The organism is Trueperella bonasi (assembly GCF_030811535.1).
GTDB classification, from domain to species: Bacteria; Actinomycetota; Actinomycetes; order Actinomycetales; family Actinomycetaceae; genus Trueperella; species Trueperella bonasi.
The window spans coordinates 1382571-1405262 of record NZ_JAUSQX010000001.1 but is presented as its reverse complement, the minus strand read 5'-3'; the positions used below and the strand labels follow the sequence as shown (position 1 = coordinate 1405262).

At 56.8% G+C, this 22692-nt stretch carries 21 protein-coding genes; 9 read left to right on the top strand and 12 right to left on the bottom strand.

The features are described 5' to 3' along the window. Positions 1-4: 4 nt before the first annotated feature. Genes J2S70_RS06490 through rsgA form a run of 3 tightly spaced genes read left to right on the top strand, consistent with a single transcriptional unit; the run spans position 5 to position 2803 of the window. Complete coding sequence (locus J2S70_RS06490; protein WP_307682923.1) at positions 5-508, top strand: DoxX family protein; 504 nt, start codon at positions 5-7, stop codon at positions 506-508. Then, positions 505-1791, top strand: coding sequence for a 3-phosphoshikimate 1-carboxyvinyltransferase (gene aroA, locus J2S70_RS06485; RefSeq protein ID WP_307682922.1), 1287 nt, complete (start codon positions 505-507; stop codon positions 1789-1791). The genes J2S70_RS06490 and aroA overlap by 4 nt, the downstream gene beginning before the upstream one ends. Continuing rightward, the gene (gene rsgA / locus J2S70_RS06480; protein ID WP_307682921.1) at positions 1784-2803 is read left to right on the top strand and encodes a ribosome small subunit-dependent GTPase A; all 1020 of its coding nucleotides are present in this window, start codon (positions 1784-1786) and stop codon (positions 2801-2803) included. Before aroA ends, rsgA begins: the two co-directional genes overlap by 8 nt. A 29-nt stretch (positions 2804-2832) precedes the next feature. Here the strand turns inward: rsgA and J2S70_RS06475 are convergent, their stop codons facing one another. The 4 genes from J2S70_RS06475 to J2S70_RS06460 form a co-directional block, all read right to left on the bottom strand. Beyond that, positions 2833-3207, bottom strand: coding sequence for a TM2 domain-containing protein (locus J2S70_RS06475; protein ID WP_307682920.1), 375 nt, complete (start codon positions 3205-3207; stop codon positions 2833-2835). A 188-nt stretch (positions 3208-3395) separates the two neighbouring features. Next, entirely contained in the window at positions 3396-3980 is a 585-nt protein-coding gene (locus J2S70_RS06470; protein WP_307682919.1) for a LemA family protein, read from the bottom strand. A 7-nt stretch (positions 3981-3987) separates the two neighbouring features. Beyond that, entirely contained in the window at positions 3988-4539 is a 552-nt protein-coding gene (locus tag J2S70_RS06465; RefSeq protein ID WP_307682918.1) for a hypothetical protein, read from the bottom strand. Then, the gene (locus J2S70_RS06460) at positions 4532-5722 is read right to left on the bottom strand and encodes a hypothetical protein (RefSeq protein ID WP_307682917.1); all 1191 of its coding nucleotides are present in this window, start codon (positions 5720-5722) and stop codon (positions 4532-4534) included. Before J2S70_RS06460 ends, J2S70_RS06465 begins: the two co-directional genes overlap by 8 nt. 176 nt (positions 5723-5898) lie before the next feature. Here J2S70_RS06460 and hisN point away from each other — a divergent pair, with 176 nt between their 5' ends. From hisN to J2S70_RS06445, 3 genes are read left to right on the top strand one after another with little or no spacing between them, the layout of a single operon-like run. After that, positions 5899-6702, top strand: a complete 804-nt coding sequence (gene hisN / locus J2S70_RS06455) for a histidinol-phosphatase (RefSeq protein WP_307682916.1) — start codon at positions 5899-5901, stop codon at positions 6700-6702. 31 nt (positions 6703-6733) lie between these two features. Further along, complete coding sequence (locus J2S70_RS06450) at positions 6734-7927, top strand: exonuclease SbcCD subunit D (protein WP_307682915.1); 1194 nt, start codon at positions 6734-6736, stop codon at positions 7925-7927. Next, a complete protein-coding gene (locus J2S70_RS06445; RefSeq protein WP_307682914.1) occupies positions 7927-10995 on the top strand; it encodes an AAA family ATPase in 3069 nt (1022 codons plus the stop codon). Before J2S70_RS06450 ends, J2S70_RS06445 begins: the two co-directional genes overlap by 1 nt. Positions 10996-11009: 14 nt before the next feature. Here J2S70_RS06445 and J2S70_RS06440 read toward each other — a convergent pair whose 3' ends face one another. From J2S70_RS06440 to J2S70_RS06430, 3 genes are read right to left on the bottom strand one after another with little or no spacing between them, the layout of a single operon-like run. Then, positions 11010-11462 (bottom strand): DUF6912 family protein, encoded by a 453-nt coding sequence (locus J2S70_RS06440; protein WP_307682913.1) that lies wholly within the window; start codon positions 11460-11462, stop codon positions 11010-11012. Positions 11463-11489: 27 nt separating this feature from the next. After that, positions 11490-12602 (bottom strand): AAA family ATPase, encoded by a 1113-nt coding sequence (locus J2S70_RS06435; RefSeq protein ID WP_307682912.1) that lies wholly within the window; start codon positions 12600-12602, stop codon positions 11490-11492. After that, positions 12599-13186 (bottom strand): SAF domain-containing protein, encoded by a 588-nt coding sequence (locus J2S70_RS06430; RefSeq protein WP_307682911.1) that lies wholly within the window; start codon positions 13184-13186, stop codon positions 12599-12601. The genes J2S70_RS06435 and J2S70_RS06430 overlap by 4 nt, the downstream gene beginning before the upstream one ends. 104 nt (positions 13187-13290) lie before the next feature. Here J2S70_RS06430 and J2S70_RS06425 point away from each other — a divergent pair, with 104 nt between their 5' ends. Next, positions 13291-13500: a helix-turn-helix domain-containing protein gene (locus J2S70_RS06425; protein WP_307682910.1), complete on the top strand. Its 210-nt coding sequence runs from the start codon at positions 13291-13293 to the stop codon at positions 13498-13500. Here the strand turns inward: J2S70_RS06425 and J2S70_RS06420 are convergent. After that, positions 13497-14153 (bottom strand): hypothetical protein, encoded by a 657-nt coding sequence (locus J2S70_RS06420; protein ID WP_307682909.1) that lies wholly within the window; start codon positions 14151-14153, stop codon positions 13497-13499. The genes J2S70_RS06425 and J2S70_RS06420 overlap by 4 nt on opposite strands. Before the next feature lie 140 nt (positions 14154-14293). Between J2S70_RS06420 and J2S70_RS06415 the strand changes: the two genes are divergently transcribed. Then, complete coding sequence (locus tag J2S70_RS06415; RefSeq protein ID WP_307682908.1) at positions 14294-14947, top strand: LysM peptidoglycan-binding domain-containing protein; 654 nt, start codon at positions 14294-14296, stop codon at positions 14945-14947. 9 nt (positions 14948-14956) lie between these two features. After that, complete coding sequence (locus tag J2S70_RS06410; protein WP_307682907.1) at positions 14957-15520, top strand: Rv3235 family protein; 564 nt, start codon at positions 14957-14959, stop codon at positions 15518-15520. Between the two features lie 6 nt (positions 15521-15526). Here the strand turns inward: J2S70_RS06410 and secA are convergent, their stop codons facing one another. The 4 genes from secA to J2S70_RS06390 all read right to left on the bottom strand — a co-directional run bounded on the left by secA (position 15527) and on the right by J2S70_RS06390 (position 22684). Continuing rightward, positions 15527-18382 (bottom strand): preprotein translocase subunit SecA, encoded by a 2856-nt coding sequence (gene secA / locus J2S70_RS06405; RefSeq protein ID WP_307682906.1) that lies wholly within the window; start codon positions 18380-18382, stop codon positions 15527-15529. 89 nt (positions 18383-18471) lie between these two features. Next, a complete protein-coding gene (locus tag J2S70_RS06400; protein WP_307682905.1) occupies positions 18472-19482 on the bottom strand; it encodes a polyprenyl synthetase family protein in 1011 nt (336 codons plus the stop codon). Continuing rightward, entirely contained in the window at positions 19479-21155 is a 1677-nt protein-coding gene (gene nuoN, locus J2S70_RS06395; protein ID WP_307682904.1) for an NADH-quinone oxidoreductase subunit NuoN, read from the bottom strand. Before nuoN ends, J2S70_RS06400 begins: the two co-directional genes overlap by 4 nt. Further along, positions 21152-22684, bottom strand: coding sequence for an NADH-quinone oxidoreductase subunit M (locus J2S70_RS06390; protein ID WP_307682903.1), 1533 nt, complete (start codon positions 22682-22684; stop codon positions 21152-21154). The genes nuoN and J2S70_RS06390 overlap by 4 nt, the downstream gene beginning before the upstream one ends. Between the last annotated feature and the right edge of the window lie 8 nt (positions 22685-22692).

The window sequence follows — 22692 nt, the reverse complement described above, 5'->3', positions numbered from 1 at the left end:
ACAAATGATTTCCACACTCGCCCGCCCACTACTAGCAGCCCCATTCATTGCCAGTGGCATCGACGCCCTGACAAAACCTGAAAGCCATCGTGAAGCCGCGAACCGCGCGCTCGACGTCGTTGAATCCCTTGGCATTCAGCGCCCCAGCCAAAGCTCTGTCGATTTCATCACCCGCGCCACCGGCGCAGTCTTTACGGTTGCGGGTTTGACGCTCGCCCGCGGCAAACTTCCCCGCAGCTCCGCGCTCCTACTCGGCGCACTACAACTACCAATTTCGCTGGCGCGTAACCCGTTCTGGGAGCACAGCGGCAAGGAACGGCGCGAGTCGATCAGCTCGCTCATTTCTGCTGCCGGGCTCGTTGGCGGCGCCCTGATTGCCACCCAGGATCGTGGCGGAAAGCCTTCGCTCGCCTGGCGCGCACAAAGGCTCGCCAAAGATGCGCGCGATGCCGCATCCGACCAGCTGGATTCTGCTGCCGGCCGGTTGAACATTGGGGACGGTCGGTGATCTGGACCGCACCCCATTCCGGGCCTGTTGAAGCAACGGTTAACATTCCCGGTTCGAAATCGCTCACCAATAGGTACGTCGTGCTCGCGGCACTTGGGAGCGATCCAGTAACCCTTCATCATCCTCTTGTAGCGCGCGATACCGAGCTTATGGCCGGCGCGCTCGAAACTCTCGGTGCGAGGATCGAACGTGATCCCGAATCGTGGACAGTCCATCCTGGGCCGATCCGCGGCGGTGAAGTCGAGTGCGGGCTCGCGGGCACTGTGATGCGTTTTATTCCGCCCCTGGCTGCATTCGCGAATGATCCCGTTCGACTCGACGGCGACCAGGCGGCTCGCGTGCGCCCGATGGACGCGATCGTGGGCGGCCTGCGCGAACTCGGGGTTAAAGTGGAGGCCTCAGAGCACGCTGGCTCCCCCGTTTTACCCATCACCGTGCACGGTACCGGCACAATCGAAGGCGGCGCGCTGCAGATCGACGCATCTGCGTCCTCGCAATTCGTCTCCGCACTCTTGCTCGCAGCTCCGCGCATGACTCGTGGACTCGATTTGCGCCACGTCGGCGCTAGCCTACCCTCCCAGCCGCATGTGGATATGACCGTTCGGGTGTTGCGTGAGGCGGGGATAGACATCGTCGCGATGCCGGAAGAATCGCCGAATCGGTGGATCGTTTCGCCGGGTACTCCTCAGTTGCCCGATGTTACGATCGAACCCGACCTCTCAAATGCGGGAGCTTTTCTTGCAGCGGCGATGGTAACCGGCGGGCAGGTTTCGATTCCGCGCTGGCCGAGCGTGACGACTCAGCCGGGCGATTCCTATCGCGAAATTTTCGCCGCGATGGGCGCGCGTATCACGCTGGAAGATGGTCTGCTAACCGTCGTCGGGCCTGATGTTATCGAGCCGTATAACGCCGATATGAAGGACGTGGGCGAACTGGTTCCCACGGTTGCGGCCGTCGCGGCCTTTGCGCAGGGTACCTCGCACCTGAGAAATATCGGCCACCTTCGCGGGCACGAAACTAACCGGCTGGCCGCGCTCGTCGCGGAACTGGGCAAGATGGGAGTCGAGGCTTGGGAAGACGGCGACAACCTCGTGATTGAAGGCGGAGGTGAGCTGCGCCCTGCTGTGATCGAATCTTACGAAGACCACCGGATGGCCACCTTCGGAGCCATTCTCGGGTTGCGGCTTGCTGGCACCGAAGTGGTCAATGTCGAAACAACTTCTAAGACCTTGCCCGGGTTTGCCCAGATGTGGGAGCGGGCATTTGGTGGTGGCGGTGTCTAGACGCGATATTGGCACCGACGATCCGCGGGTTCGCGTCCGGCCAGGTAAAGGTTCGCGCCCGCGCACAAAGCGTAGGCCGGACTATTCGAATGCACCCCGCGCGCAGGTATACCGGGTAGATCGAGGGCGCTATCACGTCACGATGGTCGACGACGGCACGCGGGTTATCGCCGTAAAGGCGAGGGAGTTGCCGCACGGTTCGATCGTCGTCGGCGATATTGTTGCAATGACTGGGGACCTATCGGGGCGCAAGGATACTTTGGGCCGGATAGTCGAAGTCGATGAACGCAGCACCGCTCTGCGCCGGACGGCGGAGGAGAGTGAAGCGGCAGGTACTGAACGGGTGATAGTAGCAAACGCCGATCAGCTCGTGATCGTCACGGCGGTGGCTCAGCCCGAACCTAGGCCGGGAATGATCGACCGCATTCTGGTGGCCGCCTATGACGCGGGTATGAAACCTATCTTGCTGCTCACGAAGAACGATCTTGCCGATCCAGATGATCTGCTCGCCCTGTATGAACCACTCGAGCTGGAGATCTACACCTCGGCGATTAGTGAAGAGGCCGGCGAAGCTGACGTGGCGGATATAGCCGCAGCGCTCCAGGGGCACGTGTCGGTGCTCGTCGGCCATTCAGGGGTCGGTAAATCGACGTTAATTAACGAGCTCGTTCCCGAAGCCGAACGCGAGACCGGCGGCGTTAATGAGGTGACGGGCCGTGGGCGGCACACCTCGACTTCGGCAATGGCGTTTGCGTTAGAAGGCGGCGGCGTGGTCATTGATACGCCGGGTGTGCGCACGTTTGGTTTGGCGCACGTAGAACCCGAAGATCTGCTCCGCGGTTTTTCGGATCTGCAGGAAGTGGCCGAAGAGTGCCCCCGTGGTTGCCCGCACGAGGCCGGAGCGCTTGACTGCGCTTTCGATGAGGCCGACGACGAGCGGCTCGAGGCGCGTGTGGAATCCTTCCGCAGGCTCCTGCATTCGCGCACGTCAATGGAGCCACACTGGGCGTAGCGGCGTACCGCTATGCCCACAACGGTCAGCTAGCGGATGTATGCACCGTTTGCAGCAAAAACGATATCGTCCCCGTGACCGTATGCTTGACCGTATGCCTTCACCATGGCGATAATCCAGTCGACTAGTGGCCAGATTCCTAGTGTGATCCATGATCCGATAAGGAGCTTGAAGAGACCCATTCCGACTTGGCCACGCATAAAGCGATCAACGCCGAACGCGCCTGCAAACCAAGCGCCTAGCCATACGAAAAGATGCTTATTCATCACCTTGTAGCGGGGGTCATAGTTCGGATTGTACTGGTTTCCGTAATGCCCAGCAGATTGAGCTTGTTGGTTCACCGGTGGTAGCACCGCCGGAGTGTCATAGCCAGAAACTTGTGGATTAGGTTCGAATGCAGACAATTTAGCTCCTTCGTATTCGGATGAGGTGCACATCGTTCTTATGCACCAAAGTGATTGTACACGCGCAGGGGATCCCTTTCGCCACCGGGGATCCGAAAGCCAAGAATTTCCAGTTTTTGGTGGCTTACCGATCCCCTTACGACTTACGGGCCTCCTTGGGTATTATCAATCCCCGCTGAGTTAGGGATCTATTCGTACTTGCGTCTCACATAATTGGCTGACGGCATAGCAGGGCGGCTACGGGCCTGCTGCTCGGCTTCGAACATGGGAAGCGGCTCATGGCTGAACATCCGGGAAACGATGTTGCTCGGGAAGTTCTTCAACAGAACGTTGTAGCTCATAACATTCGAGTTGTAGACCCGGCGCGCAGCGTTGATCTCAGTTTCAATGTGCGATGTGCGCGAAGCCGTGAATATCGACTGGTCCATCGATTTCATCTCGGGGTAGGCTTCCTGCCGGAACCCGAGCATAAAGCCGTTGGCCTGCTGATAAGCCTGGATTGCGTCTTGACGTTCACCGCTCTCTTGCGCCTTAGTGATTCCCGCCCGGAGTCGCGAGACCTCCGTAAACACCTTCGACTCAACATCAAAAGCGGTGAGCAACTGTTCAAACAGCGAGTTAAGCTCATCAAATCGCTGCTGGAGATACGCGTCCACGGCCGACCACGCGCGCTCGGCAGATAGCTTGCGCCGGTTGAGCTTGTTGTAGACATAGATCGGATAAAGAACCAGTAGCGCGGCGACGATAATAACAATGACGATAGCCTGATCCATGGTGCTCCTAGAAAATGAGGGCGCGTTCCTCGCGCAGACTTTCTAAAGTCATCCCGAGCTTGTCAGCCTGTTCTTGCAGTGTAAGCTTGTCGAATTCAGAAAGCTCCATGCGCAAGTACTCTGCCTGTTCGCGCCGAGCCTTAGCCTCTTTCTCCGTGCGCTCGTTGATGTCCTTCAGCTTGCCCACCGTGATAGCTGCTGGCGATTCCTCGCTTTCCGAGTAGGGCGTCAGCTGCTCTTCTGGAACGCCGAGCCGTGCAGAAAGCTCGCTCTTCGGCGTCGAAATAAGTTCGCGCGCGGTGATGCCGAGCTTGCGTGCATCCTCCTCATGGATCACCTTATCCACCTGAAAAAGGTAATCGGTATAGCTCTTGGCTTTGCCAACCACGGCGTCCTTCACCGAGTCCATCGCTTGGTTACGCGCATTGGAAGCTAAGCCTGATATCCCGGACCTAATCCCGGACGAAACATTACGTGAAAACGTATCCACGTGTTTATCTGTTTCGCGAAAGACTTCTCCCTTAATTCTATTGACAGCCTTGAGCACGTCTTTAAACATTTCTTACTCCCTCTCGAATCATTTTGAACTGGTCTTCCATAGCTTGTGTATCAATCGCATGGAACTGGCTGACGACGTAATCGAGAACCCACTTGGCTTCTTCCCGCTCTTCATTACTGACGTGTTGGGAATCCATCAAGAAGTATATGGTCATCGCATGCATGATTCTGTTGAGGAAAAGCCGATACAGATAGGGGATGACCTTGTTGGGATGCACATGCCCTTCCTGCAGGTTACCCTCGTGGTTTGAGAGCCAAACTCTCGATAGATAGCGCTTGTCCATTTTCCCGAAGTCAACGCTGTCAAACCCGGGGGCCCTGCGTTCGACGTTGATATAGAAATAGCCATCATTAATCGAAATATTCATACGCCCATATTTGGCGACGAGCGCTTTGATAACTTGTTCGAAATAGGGGGACATGATCCGGGTCCAGAACTGCTGCTCGTCAGGGTTTTCCACAAATAGGTCTTTCAGACCCCCCACTGAGACGTCGAACCACTCGTTTAGCTCGGTGTCGGTCAAATCGAAAGAGCGCCGGGTGCGCCCGGACAGCGAGAATCCATCCAAGAAAGTTTTTCGATCATTAAAGAAAAAGGATGCCCTTTTAGAGCGCACGAGGGACTGGTACGGAAGGCGTACCGCATGCCCGTTCTCTTTCGTCGTCTTGATATCTCGTTGAGATTTACCGTCTGATTCTTCGTAACGTTCACGCTCGACGTCGACGGCGTAAACCTGCCCGTATTTTCCTAGATCGGTTTTGACGGTTGCGCTGTAACCAACGACGTCGTCTAGGCTCTTCACGAACTCGTTAGGACGGTCAAAGCGCTCGTTGCGTCGCGTGCTTTCTTCCCCGAAAAAGAAAAACAGTAGTTCCCGGCGAAAAACTTTGTGTGCCTTGCTCACTGCCTCATTTTCCCGGAAATAGACGACGACGAAGTAAATCGCCGGAATGATCGCGATAGCGCCCCACCACTTCTGAAACGCAAAGAAACCGCCGAAGGTTAGTACGAGTGCAACAACCACCGCGATTGTTGCTCGCAACGCGTAGGGGCGTACGTGGTCCAGCGCTTTCTGCAAGGCGGCATAGGCCGGGCGCCCATGTTCTGAGTTCAAGAAATCGATGTAGTTCGACGGCGTGTAGATCGGCTCCACGTCTTTCCTTTCCTGAAAACCGAATTCCATAGGTAACATTATCAGCCGGTTCGGACTTAGCTCTCATTCTCAGGTTCATACCCGTATGGTCCACCTCTCGCAAGAAAATGCGGAAGATTCTGAACCCCTACCTCCAGATTCAGAGTTTTAATAAAAATAAAAAGAATAAGAAAAATAAGAAGCAATAAAAAGCTAGAATGATGAGTATGAACACTGCACGCCTTTCTGCCGATCTTCAAGTTGCACTAGGAATTGCTGATCGTGTGGACGTTTTCACGATGGAACGTTTTCGAGCCTCGGATCTAGCGGTTGAAACAAAACCGGATATGACCCCGGTGTCCGACGCCGATCGGGGCGCCGAACGCATCATCCGTGACATGCTGGGCCAGTTCCGCTCCCGTGACGCGATTCTCGGTGAAGAAGAAGGAGAAACAGGTCTTTCGGGGAGGCGTTGGATCATTGATCCGATCGACGGCACGAAGAACTACGTGCGTGGCGTGCCCGTGTGGGCAACCCTGATTGCTCTCGAAGAGCAGGGCGAAATCGTTCTCGGAATCGTATCGGCTCCAGCGCTCAAGCAACGCTGGTATGCGGCCAAAGGCTTAGGCGCGTACAACGGCCGGTCAGCCACAAGTGCGCGCCGCCTCAAAGTATCGAATGTTGGGCGAATTGAGGATTCCTCGCTGTCCTATTCATCGCTCGGCGGATGGAGCGAACGCAATCAGCTCCGTAGCTTCCTCAGGCTTGCACAAAGCTGTTGGCGCACGCGCGCCTACGGAGACTTTTGGTCCTACATGCTGGTTGCCGAGGGCGCTGTAGATATTGCGGCCGAACCCGAACTCGAACTGTACGACATGGCGGCGATCGCGCCTATCGTGACGGAGGCGGGCGGCCGATTCACCTCCCTAGACGGCGAAGACGGCCCGTGGGGCGGCAACGCGCTTGCGACAAACGACCATCTTCACAAGGCAGCCTTGGAAATTTTGGGTTCGATCCGCGACGACGAGTAGCGGTGTCGGACCCCGGCGATAGTGTTGGAACATGAGATTTTTACACACCGCCGACTGGCATCTGGGCCGCACGCTTCACGGCGCTGATCTGACGCCAGCGTTCGAAGCCTGGGCGGATCACGTCGTCGATCTGGTCGCCACCGAGAACATCGACGCGCTGCTGGTATCCGGCGATGTGTATGACCGCGGGATTCCACCCGTGCACATGGTCGATCTTCTTGCGGATACTCTAGAACGGGCACTCGAACACACGAACGTGATCGTCACATCGGGCAATCATGATTCGCCAAAACGGCTCGGCTTTGGTTCGCGGCTCATGCGTGAAGGGCTTTATTTCTATACGGATTCGTTGCACTCCCACGTTCCTGTGCCGCTTTATGATCACGACGGCGATTTAGGTGCCTTGGTCTATCCGATCCCCTATCTGGATCCCGATTCGGAACGGGGGCGGCTCGCCAACAATCCTGCCGAGCCCTTGGCACGCAGCCACACCGCCGTGCTTGGCGAAGTGCTGAACCGCATTGAAGCCGATCTCGCTTCACGCGGACTTAGCGCTAAGGATACACGGCGTAAAGGTGACGCTAGCGTCGCGGACAACCCGTTCGTCGTCGTCATGTCGCATTCCTTCGTCACGGGCGCGCAGGAGACTGGTTCCGAACGCGATATCACGGTGGGCGGCGCGGCGAACGTGGCGGCTTCGCTGTTTGATATTCCGGGCGTGGATTACGTTGCGCTCGGCCATCTTCACGGGCCGCAGAAGGTTGGCGGAAACGGGCCACTCATGCGCTATTCGGGCTCGCCAATCCCGTTCTCATTCTCGGAAGAAAACCACGTGAAGTCCTCGGTCATTGTTGATACTCAGGCGGATGTTCCGATCACGCTAGTGCCCGCGCCCATCTATCGAAAACTTGCCACGATCGAGGGAACCCTCGAGGAACTGCTGTCGGCGAAGTTCGATGAGTATCGCGGGCATTTCCTGCGCATTCGCGTCACGGATCCGGACCGGCCGTCCAACCTTTTTGCCAAGCTCACCCAGAAGTTTCCGTACGTGCTCGAACACCAGCATGTAACAGAAGCTACCGCAGTGTCCATTGCCGAGCTGGAAGCCATTCGAACGGAACCGCTTGCTGTTCTTCGAGAGTTTTTTGAAGCTTCCGGTGGCCGCGAATTGACCGATGCCGAGCTCGATCTCATCCGTGAGACGTGGGAGAAAGTTGGGGCATAATGCAGTTTCGCTATTTGACGTTCAGCGCGCTTGGGCCCTTCCCTGGCACCCACAGTATTGATTTCGACGAACTCACTGCAAGCGGCCTCTTCCTGTTTGAAGGCCCGACGGGCTCGGGGAAATCGTCGATCATCGATGCGATAGTTTTCGCGCTCTACGGGAAAGTGGCGGGCGAAGAATCCGATGATTCGCGTATTCGCTCCGCGCATGCCGATGATTCCACGCCGTCGTTTTCCGATCTCGTCTTCACGATTCCATCCGGCGTTTTTCGAGTTCGGCGAAGCCCGGCATGGACGAGGAAGAAAAAGCGCGGCACCGGCACTACACCTGTTAACAGCACCGCAACCCTGTGGAAGCTCTCCGAATCGGCCGTTGACGCACGTGAGTGGGACGCGGGCGAAGTACTCGCAAGCGGCGCACGGGACGTTGGGACAGAACTGAGCAAACTGCTCGCTCTCACCCGTGAGCAGTTCGTGCAAACAGTGGTTTTGCCGCAGGGGGAATTCGCGCAGTTCCTCCGCCTTAGCTCGAGTGAGCGCTCGGGGCTTCTTGAAACCCTATTTGCGACGACGGACTACCGCACTTTCACTCGGGCGCTCACCGAGAAGGCTCGCTTCGCCATGAAAAAGGTAGACGAAGCTGGGAATCAAGCCACCCGAGCGCTTCATGGGTGGGCAGATATTGATGGACTCGAACAAGAATTTCCCGGCGCGGCGACGCTCAAGTTCATCGACGCCGACGATCACGGGCCGCTCGCTAAGATGTCCAAGATTAACGAACTACTCGCGACGCGCTCTGTGGAAGCTAAAGCGACGGCCACCCGGCTAAGAGAAAACGCTGAAGCGCTAACTAGAGTGCGCCAAGCCGAAGAAGAACTCGCGAAAACACTCGAAGATCGCCAGCGCTTGCTTTGCAAACAAAAAGAATTAGAAGCGCAAAAAGATGAGATCGTGGCAAAGCAGCAAAAGATTGCCCTTCACGAAACGGTTGCCACCGCCGTCGATCGGCTAGGAATCGCAAAGCGAGCTCGCGAGGATCTCGACTCGGCAAAGCTCGGTCTACCAGCCGGCGTCGTTCCGGTGAAAGATGAACGAACGCGCCTAGCCGACGCAATCGAAGCCGATCGCGATCTCATCGAACCCGCCGAAACCCTAATTCGCGGCTGCGAAAGCGCAATCAGCAAATTAACATCGCAGATCGGTGAACTTAAACCCATTGCCGAACTTGAAGTCACCTTGGCCGATCGAGAAACCGCCCTGAAGGACCTTCACGACTCCGGGCGCAAGCTTGCGGCCCAAATCGAGAAAATGGCTATCGATATCGACGCCTTCCCCAAGCAGAAAGAGCAGCTGGAATCTGAAATAACTCATGCACGCGAGCGCGCCGATAAGATCCCAGCGCTCGAAGCTCATCGCAAAGCGTTGGTCGAACAACACGAACGGGTAACACGGCTCGAATCATTGCGCAACGAGCTCGCCGTAGCGCAAAAAGAGGGAACGATCATTCTTGAAAAACACGGAACCCAGCAGGAATTTCTCGCTTCAATCACAGCGGCCTGGCGGCGTTCGAGTGCCGCAAACCTCGCAGCTGATCTAGACGACGGGAAAGAGTGCCCGGTGTGTGGCTCTACAGAACATCCCAAGCCAGCTCAGCCGGGTGATGAGGCGGCAACCCTACAAGATGTTCAGGCGGCAGAAAAGGCACTCGAACCTCTCAGTCTCAAGCTCCAGGAAGCAAATGAGGAAGTCGCACGGCTAAAGGGGCAAGTTCAAACCTTCGAAAGTCAGGTCAACGATGCAACAAAAGAGGAACTTTCAGCCGCCGTCGCCGATACGAAAGCGAAACTGGCTGACGCCAATGCGGCAGCGGACACTGCGCTAGAACTCAACGGCAAACTCGATGCATTGGTTGCTGCAACCGAGGAACAGCGCACGAACCTCAACGCAAAACGCGAAGAACACAGCTCGCTCGTGGAAAGGATCAAGAACGCAAGCGAAGGGTTTACCCGGGATGAGCAGGCGGTGGCTGATGCTCGCGGTGATGCTCCTTCCATCGCAGCCCTGCGCGAATCCATGGATACTCAACGCTCCGATCTCGGGCAGCTAAAAGCTTTCGCTGAAAAAGTCGCAGAGCATGCACGCCACGCCGAGGTCACGAGGAAGGCCGCCCAGGAATCTCTCGAGCTGAGCGACGTGACGGAGGCCGAGGCGCATGCAGCACATCTGGATGCTCAACGCTTGACGGAACTAAAGGCGAGTGTAGAAAAGTACGGACGCGAAACCGCGGCAATCGAGGCCCAGCTTGCCCTTGCGCGCTTTGCCGAGATTACCGGCGAAGAACAACCGGATGTTGCAAGTGCCAAGGCAAAGGAAGCGGAAGCTCAAGGCGCTCTTCGCGAGGCTGAAAAAGCCCACACGCTGTCACATAGCCGGGCGGAGTTGGCAGCGCTCCACCTTGAGCGCACCCGTCAGGTGGTAAAAGCGTGGAAAGCTGAAGCAGATGCGGCTGGGCCGATCGTACGTCTAGCGAATCTCGCCGAGGCTGACAGCCTTTCGCTCAACAAGATCCGGCTTTCCACATGGGTGCTCCTGCGCAGATTCGAGCAGATCGTGGACCGCGCGAACGAACACCTACGCGAATTTTCCTTCGGCAGATACGAGCTGGCGCGAACCGACGAGTCCGGCGCTGAACGAAAGTCCGGTCTTGGCCTTGAGGTCATCCACCACGACGCCGGCCCGCAGGGCGATCACCGCCGCTCACCCAGAACACTTTCAGGCGGCGAAACGTTTTACACATCGCTCGCGCTAGCGCTCGCACTATCGGAGGTCGTACAAGCGGAAAACGGCGGTGTCCGGATGGAAACCCTCATTATCGACGAAGGTTTCGGCTCGCTTTCCTCCGAATACCTGCAAACGATCATGGATACGCTTGGGCAGCTGCGCACGGGCGGCAGAACCGTTGGAATCGTCAGCCACGTGGACGAATTGAAGTCCATGATCAGCGATCGGGTGAGCGTGCGCCCTCTTGAAGATGGCGGGTCAACGATGCGGGTCATCGCCGGAAACTAACATCCTGCGGCTAACTAGTAAACGCCTAATTCTCGGGCGAGCATTTTGCGCTCGACCACGTCGTACCACATCAGATCGATATCGCCCGAGGCCATAAACGCCTTCTCGTCACCGCCCACTGCACGCTCGATAACCTTTTCTGAACCGGGTTCATCAACGAGGATTGTCACCACGTCATCCCACGAGACCGGGTCGAGCAGTCGGCACGCCGTCGGCAATTCGTCATCGGCCTCAAGCACCGAATTAGGCACCTCAGCAACGCACACGATGCGGCGCAAAACCTGAGTCTCAAACTCCGCTAGCCTACGCAAAGAATCATCGGCGGCAGCCAGGGTTGCAATCATCTCCCAGCCCTCCGGATCTTCCCCCGGAACCGCGCTCTTCAACCGGGCAGTGACAGCGTGAACGGTTCGGGGTGAAATTTCCCTGCGAAGATCGGACGGGTCAAGTGGAACGTAGATACGCATACCTCATCCTAAACATCCACGGATGAACTAGGGCAGCGCGCGTGCCAGCGAGTCCCACAGCGCACTTACATCACGGGAATACTTCGATCTCGGAAACGAGGCTGGCATCGCTTTCACCATAAGCTCGCATTCGTCGAGCCTATCGCGATCCCCTCGAACGATTTCACAGCGAATGGGAACATCAGCAAGCAGTTCTCGCACTTTCGCCCCGCCGTCCATTCCCAGCGCGCGCCGGGAAGTGATCACTACACCAACGTGATCGCCAGACGCATCTGGGCCAACGGCGTCGATATGTTCCAAAAACCGCCTTAAGCCCACGGGAGTTCCCTTGCCCACGTGCAAAACCACATCTGCCGCCTCCAGAGCGGAGCGGGTTGCAGCATAGCGGTCCACGCGTTCGGGCCGCAAATCCATACCACCAGAAAGATCAACAAGCACCGTTTGGGCCTGCGAAGCTAGAGCTTCCCACATGCGATCAACGACGACGCGAGGCAATTCGCGCCAGCGTTCCCCGGTATTCAGCCCGGCCAAAAGACGCCCAGCTCCTGACTTCCCAGGAATATCCACAAGAAGCGAATCTACAAGATCGTCCGGGTTCTTTCCCCGTTCGATGTGGCGCGCAAGGGCGACGATGGCCGATGTTTCCTCAAGACCATATAACTGAGTGAGGCTCGGGCGATGGGTATCGGCGTCGACGACCAGAACGTCTTGCGCAAGTGCAGCTAAGTCGCGAACGAGTGCCGTACGGCCCACCGATCCTCCCGGCCCCCAAACGGCAATAATGCGGCCACGCTCCAGCTTGGCCGGAATTTCTTCAATGCGAGAGGAGTTTCGCACGAATGCGAGGAGTTCTCCTTCGCTCACAACTTCGACGCCGAGGGCACGCAAGTCAGAGATAGGGCGGCCGTGCGGAACAACCCCAACGCGCACCCCTTGACCGTGAAGCGCCGCCGTGACACTGAGATCAAGGCCGGGTTCATCCCCCGAAAGAAGCACGGAGCGTGCCAGCCCCGCATCTACCCCAGCTAGGACTTCGGCGAGATCTGCACACCGGCGGGCAACTAGATCTTCTTCGCCCAATTCGGCAAGCTCCCGCAACAGGGCATCATCAAGGTGATCGGGAAGGCACAGGAGTATCATTGCGTTCCCGTTTCGCTTACTACAACGAGGCCATCTTGCGTGCCGAGCACTTCGAGAACCTCCGGCACATCGGCAGGGCTAAGCCGAATATGTGCGTTGACACCGGAAACTCCCACCGAATCGGGCGAATCCAGCGAGACGAGAACTGCATCCGCGATGCGATGCGCTTGCGCCTCAGAATCGAACTGAACCGAACGCACCCGCCACACCTCTACCTTCGAACCAATTCCGGTGCTTGCCGGCGGGGCTGCCATCAGTGGCACCGATAGATCCACGCTATCGTGGCTGCCTCCTAGCGCTGAACCTGCTAGCAGCTCTCCTTCAGCAATCGAATGAGCCGCCACAGCGCCTTCAGGAATCTCACCTACACGCACGTAACCACTGCCAATCCGCTCGGGTAATTCATCGATCACGAATTGCCCCTCCTGAAGAACAGACCCGGCTGCAATTGGCTGGTCCGCCCGAAGAAAACCGACGGATTCTTCTCCGCTCAGCACAAAGCTACCCGCTAGGCCTCCGCCCGCAATTAACGCGACCCCGATAGCAAATCTCGGATCTTTCCACGGCATGCTTGTTGATTTCATAGGGCTAGACTTCCAGAATCAGTGCCGGAGTGAAAAAGTTTTCCACAAGCAAAAACCTGTTGATAACTTTGCGAAAGGGATTGCGAAAGTGGGAGACTTCAACTATGGCTAGGTTTTTAACGATTGCCGACGTGGCTGAGTATTTGAATGTTTCTGCCGGTCAAGTGCGAACACTCATCAAAAATGGTGAACTTCCCGCGATCCAGGTAGGCGGGCGCGGCCAATGGCGGATCGAAGACGTTAAACTCGCAGAGTATGTGGAGCGCGGATACGAAAAGGCCCGCCAGAAGATCGCATCGGGTGAGGACGTTTAAGGGTGCCCAATCATTTTTCCATCGGGCTCCCCATCACCACCGGCGTGAACCTGCGCCTGACTCACTTTCACAAGTGAGCTGAAAGGAATTGCAAAAGTCGAGTATTTGGCTGAGGGCGTGGAATCGAAACGCGGCCGCCAAGAGGCGGCGTACGATCCTCGCCTTGCCAAGTCTTGTTCAAGATCAATCACAAGATAGTCTTTACCCACTCCAACTAAAACCCCGGAATGCTCAGAATCAATACACGTCACCGTGACGTAACCACCTTGAATTCCCCTCAACATCGAGCCGATAGTCACCGGCAGGCCGGCTGGAGGTTCGTGGATTAGCGCCGGGGACTTTAGCTTTGTTACCGACCGCGCCATCACCAGGTGTTGGAAGGCGCGAGCGCGGATAAGCAGCCAGTCATCTCCCGAAGTCACTAGCTGACCCTGCACAGGAAGGGCCTCGGGCCCGCGCAATGATATCGAGATGCGCTTTCCCGTGAATGCCCGAATTCGATCAACGAAGAGCTGAGTCGCTCTTTCCGCGTCTGCCAGTTCTGACGCTTGCGCGAAAAGCTCCTCGCGGTCATCTTGCTCTATGCGCGCCGCAATATCGTAAGCCAAAGTTTCCCAGGTCATAGACGAAAATCTACCGGCAATATCTTTCACGCACTTCACCTTTCCACAGCCCTACCTTCCAGGTTTATCCAGGTGAAAGCACAATTAATCATTTCGGAAGTTTCCTTAATTTCAGTCTCTCTTTAATGCCGTGTTTACCCACTCGCGAAACCGCAAGAGCGCGTTCAAACTTGATCAGACAACATCAAACAACACCAAACGACACGATTGGCTGGCAAATGTTCGTCATCTCCAATTCCCTCCGGATCAGGCCCTCACCCATACAGAAACTCGAAGAGATATTCGAGCTCGTCGCGCTATGCGCACTCATTGCGGTCACTGCGTGGTACGTGATCTCGGTCACGGCCTACTTGTATGCGCGCCGCACTAACAACCACCGGTTGCGCAAGGCCGTGGCACGCTGGGGGCCACCAGTGCTAAAGACGCTCGCTGCTACCGGGCTCGCCACATCGTTAGCCACCCCCGCATTTGCCCAGCCCATCGATCTCAGCTGGGGAGCCGATCTGCCAAGCTCGGAAACCAGCATCGAACACACCAACTCGAAATCGGCCCAGATCGCTCTACAGCCGGATCCGCTGTGGATGCCCGAGCACGCCGTCGTCGCCACACCAGCAAAAACTCAGCGAGCCGACACCGGCCCCGCCAAGAACGTACACGTGGTCCAACCGGGCGAGAGCCTCTGGTCGATTGTCAACACTCACTACGCTCCTGAACACGAGTCGGAAACCACAGCCATCATTGCCGAACTCTGGCACACAAATTCATCAACAATCGGCCCAAACCCCGATCTTATTTACCCGGGCCAACGCCTAGAACTACCCTAAGGAAAACCCATGACTCAGCCAGCGCTTAAGAACTCAGAACTCGCACCACTTAACGTCAAAACACCGCCGCGAGCGCCAACTCCGATCCCCCGGGCTTACCCGGCGCGCTCACAACCCGAGCCGCTTGCCAAACCGCTACTAGACCCAGATGACACTCCCGTAAGGTTCGATCGCACAGCCTTTTGTTCGCCGAAGATAGACCGTCCAATGTTCAATGTGGTCACTGACGAACCGACCCGTCCTCTACCCCCGCCAGATCGTTTCGCGGCCGCCGTCGTCGGGCAAGCGATAGAAGTGCTGCTCGGCCACCGCCCGGTACGCCAATTGCAAACCTGGCTGCACCCGCTCGTCTACGAAGCCCTCGCCCGCCGCGCAGGGCTCGGGCAACGCATCCGGGGCAAAGCGGAAAAGTGCCTGGCACCGCGCGTTAAGCAAGTGATCGTGTGCGAACCTCGTGAAGGTGTTGCAGAAGCATCCGTCGTCGTGTTTGACGGCACGAAGATACGCGCAGCGGCAACGCGCCTCGAGGTACGCAAGTCACGCTGGCACGTTACCGCCCTCGAAATAATCTGACCGTAACTAGCGTTTGCGGCGCTGCTTTGCAGCGCGGCGTTCGGCAGCGCGCCGCTGCTGACGATTCATCCCCGCATAGGGATCAGCCTGCTGCTGATTGGCCTGCTGCTCAGCCGGCCGCGGCTGGCCTCCCCCAAACGCCGAACCTACCGGCGGCTGGGCACCACGCACGGGTGCACCCTGGGTAGCCGAAGAGGAATAGGTAAGCTTTTGCTTTCCGCTCTCGGGCCGTTTCAGACCCAACGTGCGCTCGTTGCTATCTTTCGTGGGCTTCATGGGAGCTTTCTGGCCTACGAATACACTGCCTTCCAACTGGTTCAGCCCAGCTATTGCCGCGTTCTTTGCAGCCTCCGCAGCTTCACGCGCCGCCCTCTGTGTTGGCGTTTCGAAGTTCAACAGATGGCGAACGGTTTCCTCTCGAATCGCATCGTTCATCTGTTGGAACATGAGGTAACCCTCCTGCTTGTACTCAACAAGCGGATTACGCTGTGCCATTGCCCGAAGCCCGATCCCCTCTTTGAGATAGTCCATCTCGTAAAGATGTTCGCGCCACTTACGATCCAACACGGTGAGCAAAACCTGCCGCTCAATCTTTCGCATCTGATCGCCTGTGAGCTCGTCCTCGCGTTCCTCGTATTGAGCCCGCATATCTTCTCGAAGCTCATCGCGCACCAGCTTCCGGCTGAGCGAATCTTGACCTCCGTGAGCATCGGCGAGTTCTTCGGCGGTGAAACTCGGTTTATAAATACCCTTCACATCCGTCCACAACGCCTGCATATCCCAATCGTCAGCTGGGCCTTGAGTGTGCGAAGCAACCACGTCGTCAACAACGAAATCAATAAACGATTCGATCTGTTGCTCGACGTCCTCACCATCAAGAATTCGCCGCCGTTCCGCGTAAACCGCGGTGCGCTGCTCATTCATCACGTCGTCGTACTTCAACACGTTCTTACGCGTTTCGGCGTTTCGCGCCTCGATCTGGGTCTGGGCCTTTTCAATCGCGGTCGACAAGATCTTAAAGTCGAGCGCCTCATCTTCCGGGCCGTTCCTGAACGCCGCGGTTGCCCGAGAATTTCCAAACAGCCGCATCAGATCGTCGTCAAGTGACAGATAGAATCGAGATTCTCCCGGATCGCCCTGCCTGCCAGAACGGCCGCGCAACTGGTTGTCAATGCGGCGCGATTCGTGGCGCTCCGAACCAAGAACATACAGGCCGCCAAGCTCCACAACCTCATCGTGCTCCAGCTTGACCGCTGCTTGCGCCTCCTCAAGAACCTTCGGCCATGCCGCTTCGTATTCCTCGGCGTTTTCCTCCGGATCAAGCCCACGTTTGGACATCATATCCAGCGCGATATGTTCCGCATTTCCGCCGAGCATAATATCGGTACCTCGGCCAGCCATATTGGTGGCAACCGTGACCGCGTGCTTGCGGCCCGCCATCGCTACCACCGATGCCTCACGTTCGTGCTGTTTCGCGTTGAGAACCGCGTGCGGAACCCGCGCTTTCTTCAACAGCTTCGATAGATATTCAGAATTTTCCACAGAGGCGGTACCAACCAGCACCGGCTGGCCCTTTTGGTGGCGTTCTTTAATGTCCTCGACGATCGCTCCGAACTTGCCCTTCATCGTGGGGTACACAAGATCTGTTTGATCCACTCGTTGCATCGGCTTATTCGTTGGAATGGGAACGACGCCGATATCGTAGGTAGAGGCAAATTCTTCGGCTTCCGTCTCTGCAGTGCCCGTCATGCCCGAAAGCTTGTCGTACAGGCGGAAGTAATTTTGCAAGGTGATCGTAGCAAGTGTCTGATTCTCGGCTTTAATCTCCACGCCTTCTTTTGCCTCGATCGCCTGATGCATGCCTTCGTTATAGCGGCGCCCAGCCAGGACTCGGCCGGTATGCTCGTCGACGATTAAGACCTCTCCATCGTGAACAATGTAGTCCTGATCCCGTGTGAATAGCTCTTTGGCTTTGATTGCGTTATTCAAATAGCCGATGAGCGGAGTATTCGCAGATTCATAGAGGTTGTCAATGCCGAGCATGTCTTCGATCTTGTCAATACCCGGTTCGAGAATACCGACGTTGCGCTTCTTCTCATCCACCTCGTAATCGATATCGCGTTTAAGATGGTCCATCGCCTTTGAAAAGGCGAGATACCACTTCTTCGCATCGCCTTCGGCAGGTCCGGAAATAATCAGTGGAGTTCGCGCCTCGTCAATCAGAATCGAATCAACCTCGTCAACGATGGCAAAATTGTGCCCGCGTTGGACCAGATTATCTAGGCTCATCGCCATGTTGTCACGCAGGTAGTCGAAACCAAATTCGTTATTTGTGCCGTAGGTGATGTCACAGGCGTACTGTACGCGGCGTTCACCGGGAGTCAAACCTGACGTGATGGTGCCGGTGGTCATTCCGAGGAAGCGGAACACGCGCCCCATTAACTCCGATTGATAGGAAGCCAGATAGTCGTTCACCGTGACGATATGGACGCCTTTGCCAGGAATCGCGTTCAGGTAGGCGGCGAGCGTGGCCACGAGCGTTTTGCCCTCACCCGTTTTCATCTCGGCAATATTGCCCAAGTGTAGAGCAGCACCGCCCATGATCTGCACGTCGTAATGCCGCTGGCCCAGTGTACGAACGGCTGCTTCACGCACAGCCGCAAAAGTCTCTGGAAGCAGGTCGTCTAGGGATTCTCCCGCTTCGTATCTCTTCCGAAACTCAGCGGTTTGCCCTTTGAGTTCCGCATCGCTCATATCTTGGAAAACATCTTCAAGTTCATTGATCTGACCGGCGATAGATTCAAGTTTGCGAAGGAGACGGCCTTCTCCAGCTCGAAGGATCTTATCGATAAGTTTGCGCACGTTTACTCCTCATTACAACTGGCAACAGTCTACCGACTACCACCGATATCGCCTTCATCGCCGGAAACTCTTCACTATTAGCCAATGATTCAGGCCATGCGTTCAACCATGGCATGGGCGAAGGCTACCAAATGTTCGTGTACGCGATGGTCGTGAAGGCCTTCAAGATAGCCCAAAGCCTCGTCTACCCAGGCGGAGGCAAGGTCGCGGGTTTCGACGACAACCTGGTGGTCACGCAAAATGCCGACCACCGTCGCGAGCCTGTCACCCTCTTCCAGATTTCCCTCGTCAAGAATACGTAGGGCCTGTGCACCGGCTTCGTCGATGTCACCAGTTTCAGCACGCTGACGCAAAAGGAGCGTAGGCATCGTCGGAACACCCTCAAGCAGATCGGTCCCCGGCGTCTTGCCGGTCAGCTGCCCGTCGGAAACCAGATCAATCACGTCGTCGGCTATCTGGAAGGCAACGCCAATATGTTCGCCAAACTGTTCGAGCTGCTCCGCCTGGTCGTCGGCGCCGCCGGCCGCTAGCACGCCGTGGTGTGCGGCGGCCGCGATGAGTGAGCCAGTCTTGCCAGACAGCACCCCAATATGGTGCTCGATTGGGTCATCACCCGGTTGTGGCCCCACGATTTCGTGCAGTTGGCCCATGCACAGGCGCTCGAAAGCGGTGGCATGCATGTGAATTGCCTTCTGGCCCAGTCCGGCAACGATCTTTGAAGCTCGGGAGAACAGCACGTCGCCGGCCATAATTGCCGACGAATTACCAAAAATGTAGTGGGCTGTTGGAACCCCACGGCGTCTGGGTGCCTCGTCCATCACGTCGTCGTGGTAAAGCGACGCCAAATGGGTAAGTTCCATGACGACGGCCGCGTCAATCACATCCGGTGAATCCGGGTTCGGGCCGATTTCTGAGGCCAGCAGCGTCAAAAGCGGACGAAGACGCTTACCGCCGGCATCAGCAAGGTGCGAGGTTACGGAATCAACGACGACGTCGTCCACTCGGGTTTCGGAGCGCAGCCGCTCCTCCACCTGTTCCATTCGTTTTGAAACACGCCCGGCGAACGGGTCGTCGCTGGTTAAAAATTCCGTTACGTTCACACGAACGATCCTACAATGAAGTCAAGTGCCGGGCCGGGAAGGATTCCCAAACCGATCGTCGCGATCGCCGCAAGGACGATTGCGCCGATAGACATGCCTTCAGATTCAACGACTGCGGTGGTATCCGCCTCCGGTTCGCGGAAGTACATCAGCTGTATCAAACGGAAGTAGAAGACGGCCGTAGCAGCGGATGCGAGAACCGCAATAACAACAAGGACGATCTGCCCAGTACTGACACCCGCTTGGAATACCCGGAACTTACCAACGAAACCACCCGTCAGCGGAATGCCAGCGAACGAGAGCAAGAAGATCGTCATCGCAGCTGCAAGTAACGGGCTTCGTTTTCCAAGGCCCGCCCAACTCGACAGTTTCGTGGCCTCACCAAGAATGTTGCCGTTCTCATCACGTTCGCGTACGAGGGTCACGATACCGAAAGCACCCACTGTTGCCACGGCATATGCGAGCAGGTAAAACATGATTGCCGCAATCGACTGTTCTGTCACGAGCGCGGAACCTGACGGATGGTTGATCGCATTGACAGCGATCAAAATAAAGCCCGCATGTGCGATTGAGGAGTAGGCAAGCAGACGTTTGATGTCTTTTTGGACAAGCCCCATCACCGTACCGACCAGGATGGTTGCGATGATGACGATCCACAAGAAAACGGTGACCGAATCGCGCACCAAGGATGCCGTCCAGTAAAAGACGCGTACCATCGCCAAGAATGCGGCTGCCTTGGTTCCTGCGGCCATGAAGCCGGTGATCGGCGTGGGCGCACCCTGGTACACATCGGGGGTCCAAGAATGGAAAGGAGCCGCGCCCACCTTGAACAGCAGTCCGACCAGCATCATGATCGCACCTACGGCCAGCATGGCGGTGAAGTCTCCCGACGGGCCGAATTCGAAACGCACGAACGCGCCAGTCAAGCTGAGCGTGCCCGTGGCACCGTATACCAGTGCTGCGCCCATGAGGAAGATCGCCGAGGAAAACGCACCCAGAATAAAGTATTTGAGTGCAGCTTCCTGGGCCAGAAGGCGCTTGCGACGAGCCGTAGCCGCCAAAACGTAAAGCGGTAGCGACAGCACTTCAAGGGCAATGAACAGGGTGAGCAGATCAAATGCTGAAGTGAACGCCATCATGCCGCCCGTGGCAAACAGTGCCAATGGGAAAATTTCGGTTTGCTGGCGGCCCGCCTTTGTCATTTCACGTTCATCGGGAGAACCTGGGCGAGTTGCCGCCGAGGCGGCGAATGCACCTTCACGAGTCTCGGTACGGTCGGCTATCACGAGGAACGCAAGCAAAGCGGACACGAGAATGATGGCCTGGCCGATCAAAGAAATGTTGTCCTCAACAAGCCCCACGCTGAACAGGCCGCGCGGCACAGTTGCAAAATCGGTGCCGGGGATGCCCGCAAACGGATGTGCCGGCATGAGCGAAGCAGACAGTGCCGTTCCGCTTGCTCCCGATATCCGAAGTTCCGTCCAGCGCCATACGACAGTCACAAGAGCGGCACCCAAAGCGAGCATTGACAGCCCGATCTGTACTGGGCGACGTGCTCGATGGGGAACGAAAGCCTCGATGATCGTGGCAAGCACGGCAGCTCCGAGCACGATCAGCAACGGTAGCACCGCTCCCCATTCAATGCTGAAATCAAGGTAGTTAGGGGGTGTCACTTTGTGCTCCCTTCTGTAGCTGCTTCGACTTCGGCGGTGTAGGTCACGTAGCTCTCGGCCACCGGATTAATCGCATCGAGTGCGGGGGCTGGGAAGAAACCGAGCGCGAGCATCGCTGCGACGAGCACGCCCATGACGGTCTTTTCTCGGCCATCCAAATCCTTAACCGTGACTTGTGGGCGCGGGCCGGTAAATGCTCTTTGGTAGGGCCATAGGATATATACCGCTGCCAAAACCACGCCAATGACGGCGATCAGGGCCGCCGCGGCGTTGACCTGGAACGTACCCATGAGGACCATGAACTCCGGGATGAAACCCGAAAGGCCAGGAAGGGCAATCGTTGCCAGACCGCTGATCATGAAAAACGCGGCCAAAACCGGTGTAACGCGCTGCCAGCCACCGTAATCGGCAATTAGGTGGGACTTGCCGCGCTGACCGAGGAATCCCACAGCCAAGAAGAGCCCGGCGGTTCCAATTCCGTGGGCGACCATGTACAAGATCGCTCCCGCCATGGCCATCGACGATCCGGAAAAGATGCCAAGCACCATGAAACCAAAGTGGGAGACGGACGTGTAGGCAACCAGGCGCATCAAGTCCTTTGACGCGATCGCCATACACGCACCCCAAATAATGGAAGTAACGGCAAGAATCATAATGATTCCGGACGCCTCGCCGGCTGCCTGCGGGAATAGCGGAAGGCAGATCGCAATCATTCCGAACGTGCCCATCTTGTCAAGGATTCCCACGAGCAAAGCTGATGTGCCCGCAGGAGCCTCCTGCGCAGCATCCGGAAGCCAAGTGTGAACGGGCCACATTGGAGCCTTAATCGCGAAGGCGATAAAGAAGCTCAGGAAAATCCACATTTGCGTGCCAGCCGAGATCTGCAGACCCGTTGCGAGATTATCGATCATAAAGCCGCCAGCTCCACCCGGCCCATACCCGTATACGGCGATCACGCCAACGAGCATGATCAGGCCACCGACAAGGGAGTAGATCAGGAACTTCATCGCAGCCTTAGCACGATTGGTTCCCTTCCCATAGCGGCCGATCATAAAGAAGATCGGAATGATCATGAGCTCAAAAAGCACGTAGAAAACGAAGAGATCCCGAGCCGCGAACAGGCCGATAATAATCGCTTCAAGGAACAGTATCCACGCCATGTAACCGGCCGCACGTTCGTCGTCGACCTCGCCGCGAGAGGCGAGAATAACCACGGGAACGAGGAATACAGCCATGGCGATCATGACGGCGCCCATGCCGTTAATTCCCCACGCCAAGCTCACGCCAATTTGGGGAATCCACGAATAGGTTTCCGCTAGCTGGATGGTCCCAGCGTTCGCGACATCAAATTCCGTTACGACGGCGATCACGTAGGTCACCGCGACAAGAAGTGAAAGCCCCAAAGCGATGTGGCGAGCCTGATTTCGCAGGGGCTTAACGAGCCACAGCACAAGCGCGCTCACCACCGCAAGGAGGATCATGGTAGATAGCCAGGGAAAGCTGGCTTCAGAAACGATGTTCAAATGCATAGTCCCCT

What these genes read in the sequence shown, in the direction of transcription:
- J2S70_RS06430 (WP_307682911.1), bottom strand. Translation starts at nt 13,186, where the DNA reads ATGAAATCAACAAGCATGCCGTGGAAAGATCCGAGATTTGCTATCGGG.
- hisN (WP_307682916.1), top strand. Translation starts at nt 5,899, where the DNA reads ATGAACACTGCACGCCTTTCTGCCGATCTTCAAGTTGCACTAGGAATT.
- J2S70_RS06410 (WP_307682907.1), top strand. Translation starts at nt 14,957, where the DNA reads ATGACTCAGCCAGCGCTTAAGAACTCAGAACTCGCACCACTTAACGTC.
- J2S70_RS06465 (WP_307682918.1), bottom strand. Translation starts at nt 4,539, where the DNA reads ATGTTTAAAGACGTGCTCAAGGCTGTCAATAGAATTAAGGGAGAAGTC.
- J2S70_RS06425 (WP_307682910.1), top strand. Translation starts at nt 13,291, where the DNA reads ATGGCTAGGTTTTTAACGATTGCCGACGTGGCTGAGTATTTGAATGTT.
- J2S70_RS06490 (WP_307682923.1), top strand. Translation starts at nt 5, where the DNA reads ATGATTTCCACACTCGCCCGCCCACTACTAGCAGCCCCATTCATTGCC.
- J2S70_RS06460 (WP_307682917.1), bottom strand. Translation starts at nt 5,722, where the DNA reads ATGGAATTCGGTTTTCAGGAAAGGAAAGACGTGGAGCCGATCTACACG.
- J2S70_RS06470 (WP_307682919.1), bottom strand. Translation starts at nt 3,980, where the DNA reads ATGGATCAGGCTATCGTCATTGTTATTATCGTCGCCGCGCTACTGGTT.
- J2S70_RS06440 (WP_307682913.1), bottom strand. Translation starts at nt 11,462, where the DNA reads ATGCGTATCTACGTTCCACTTGACCCGTCCGATCTTCGCAGGGAAATT.
- J2S70_RS06390 (WP_307682903.1), bottom strand. Translation starts at nt 22,684, where the DNA reads ATGCATTTGAACATCGTTTCTGAAGCCAGCTTTCCCTGGCTATCTACC.
- J2S70_RS06435 (WP_307682912.1), bottom strand. Translation starts at nt 12,602, where the DNA reads ATGATACTCCTGTGCCTTCCCGATCACCTTGATGATGCCCTGTTGCGG.
- J2S70_RS06445 (WP_307682914.1), top strand. Translation starts at nt 7,927, where the DNA reads ATGCAGTTTCGCTATTTGACGTTCAGCGCGCTTGGGCCCTTCCCTGGC.
- J2S70_RS06450 (WP_307682915.1), top strand. Translation starts at nt 6,734, where the DNA reads ATGAGATTTTTACACACCGCCGACTGGCATCTGGGCCGCACGCTTCAC.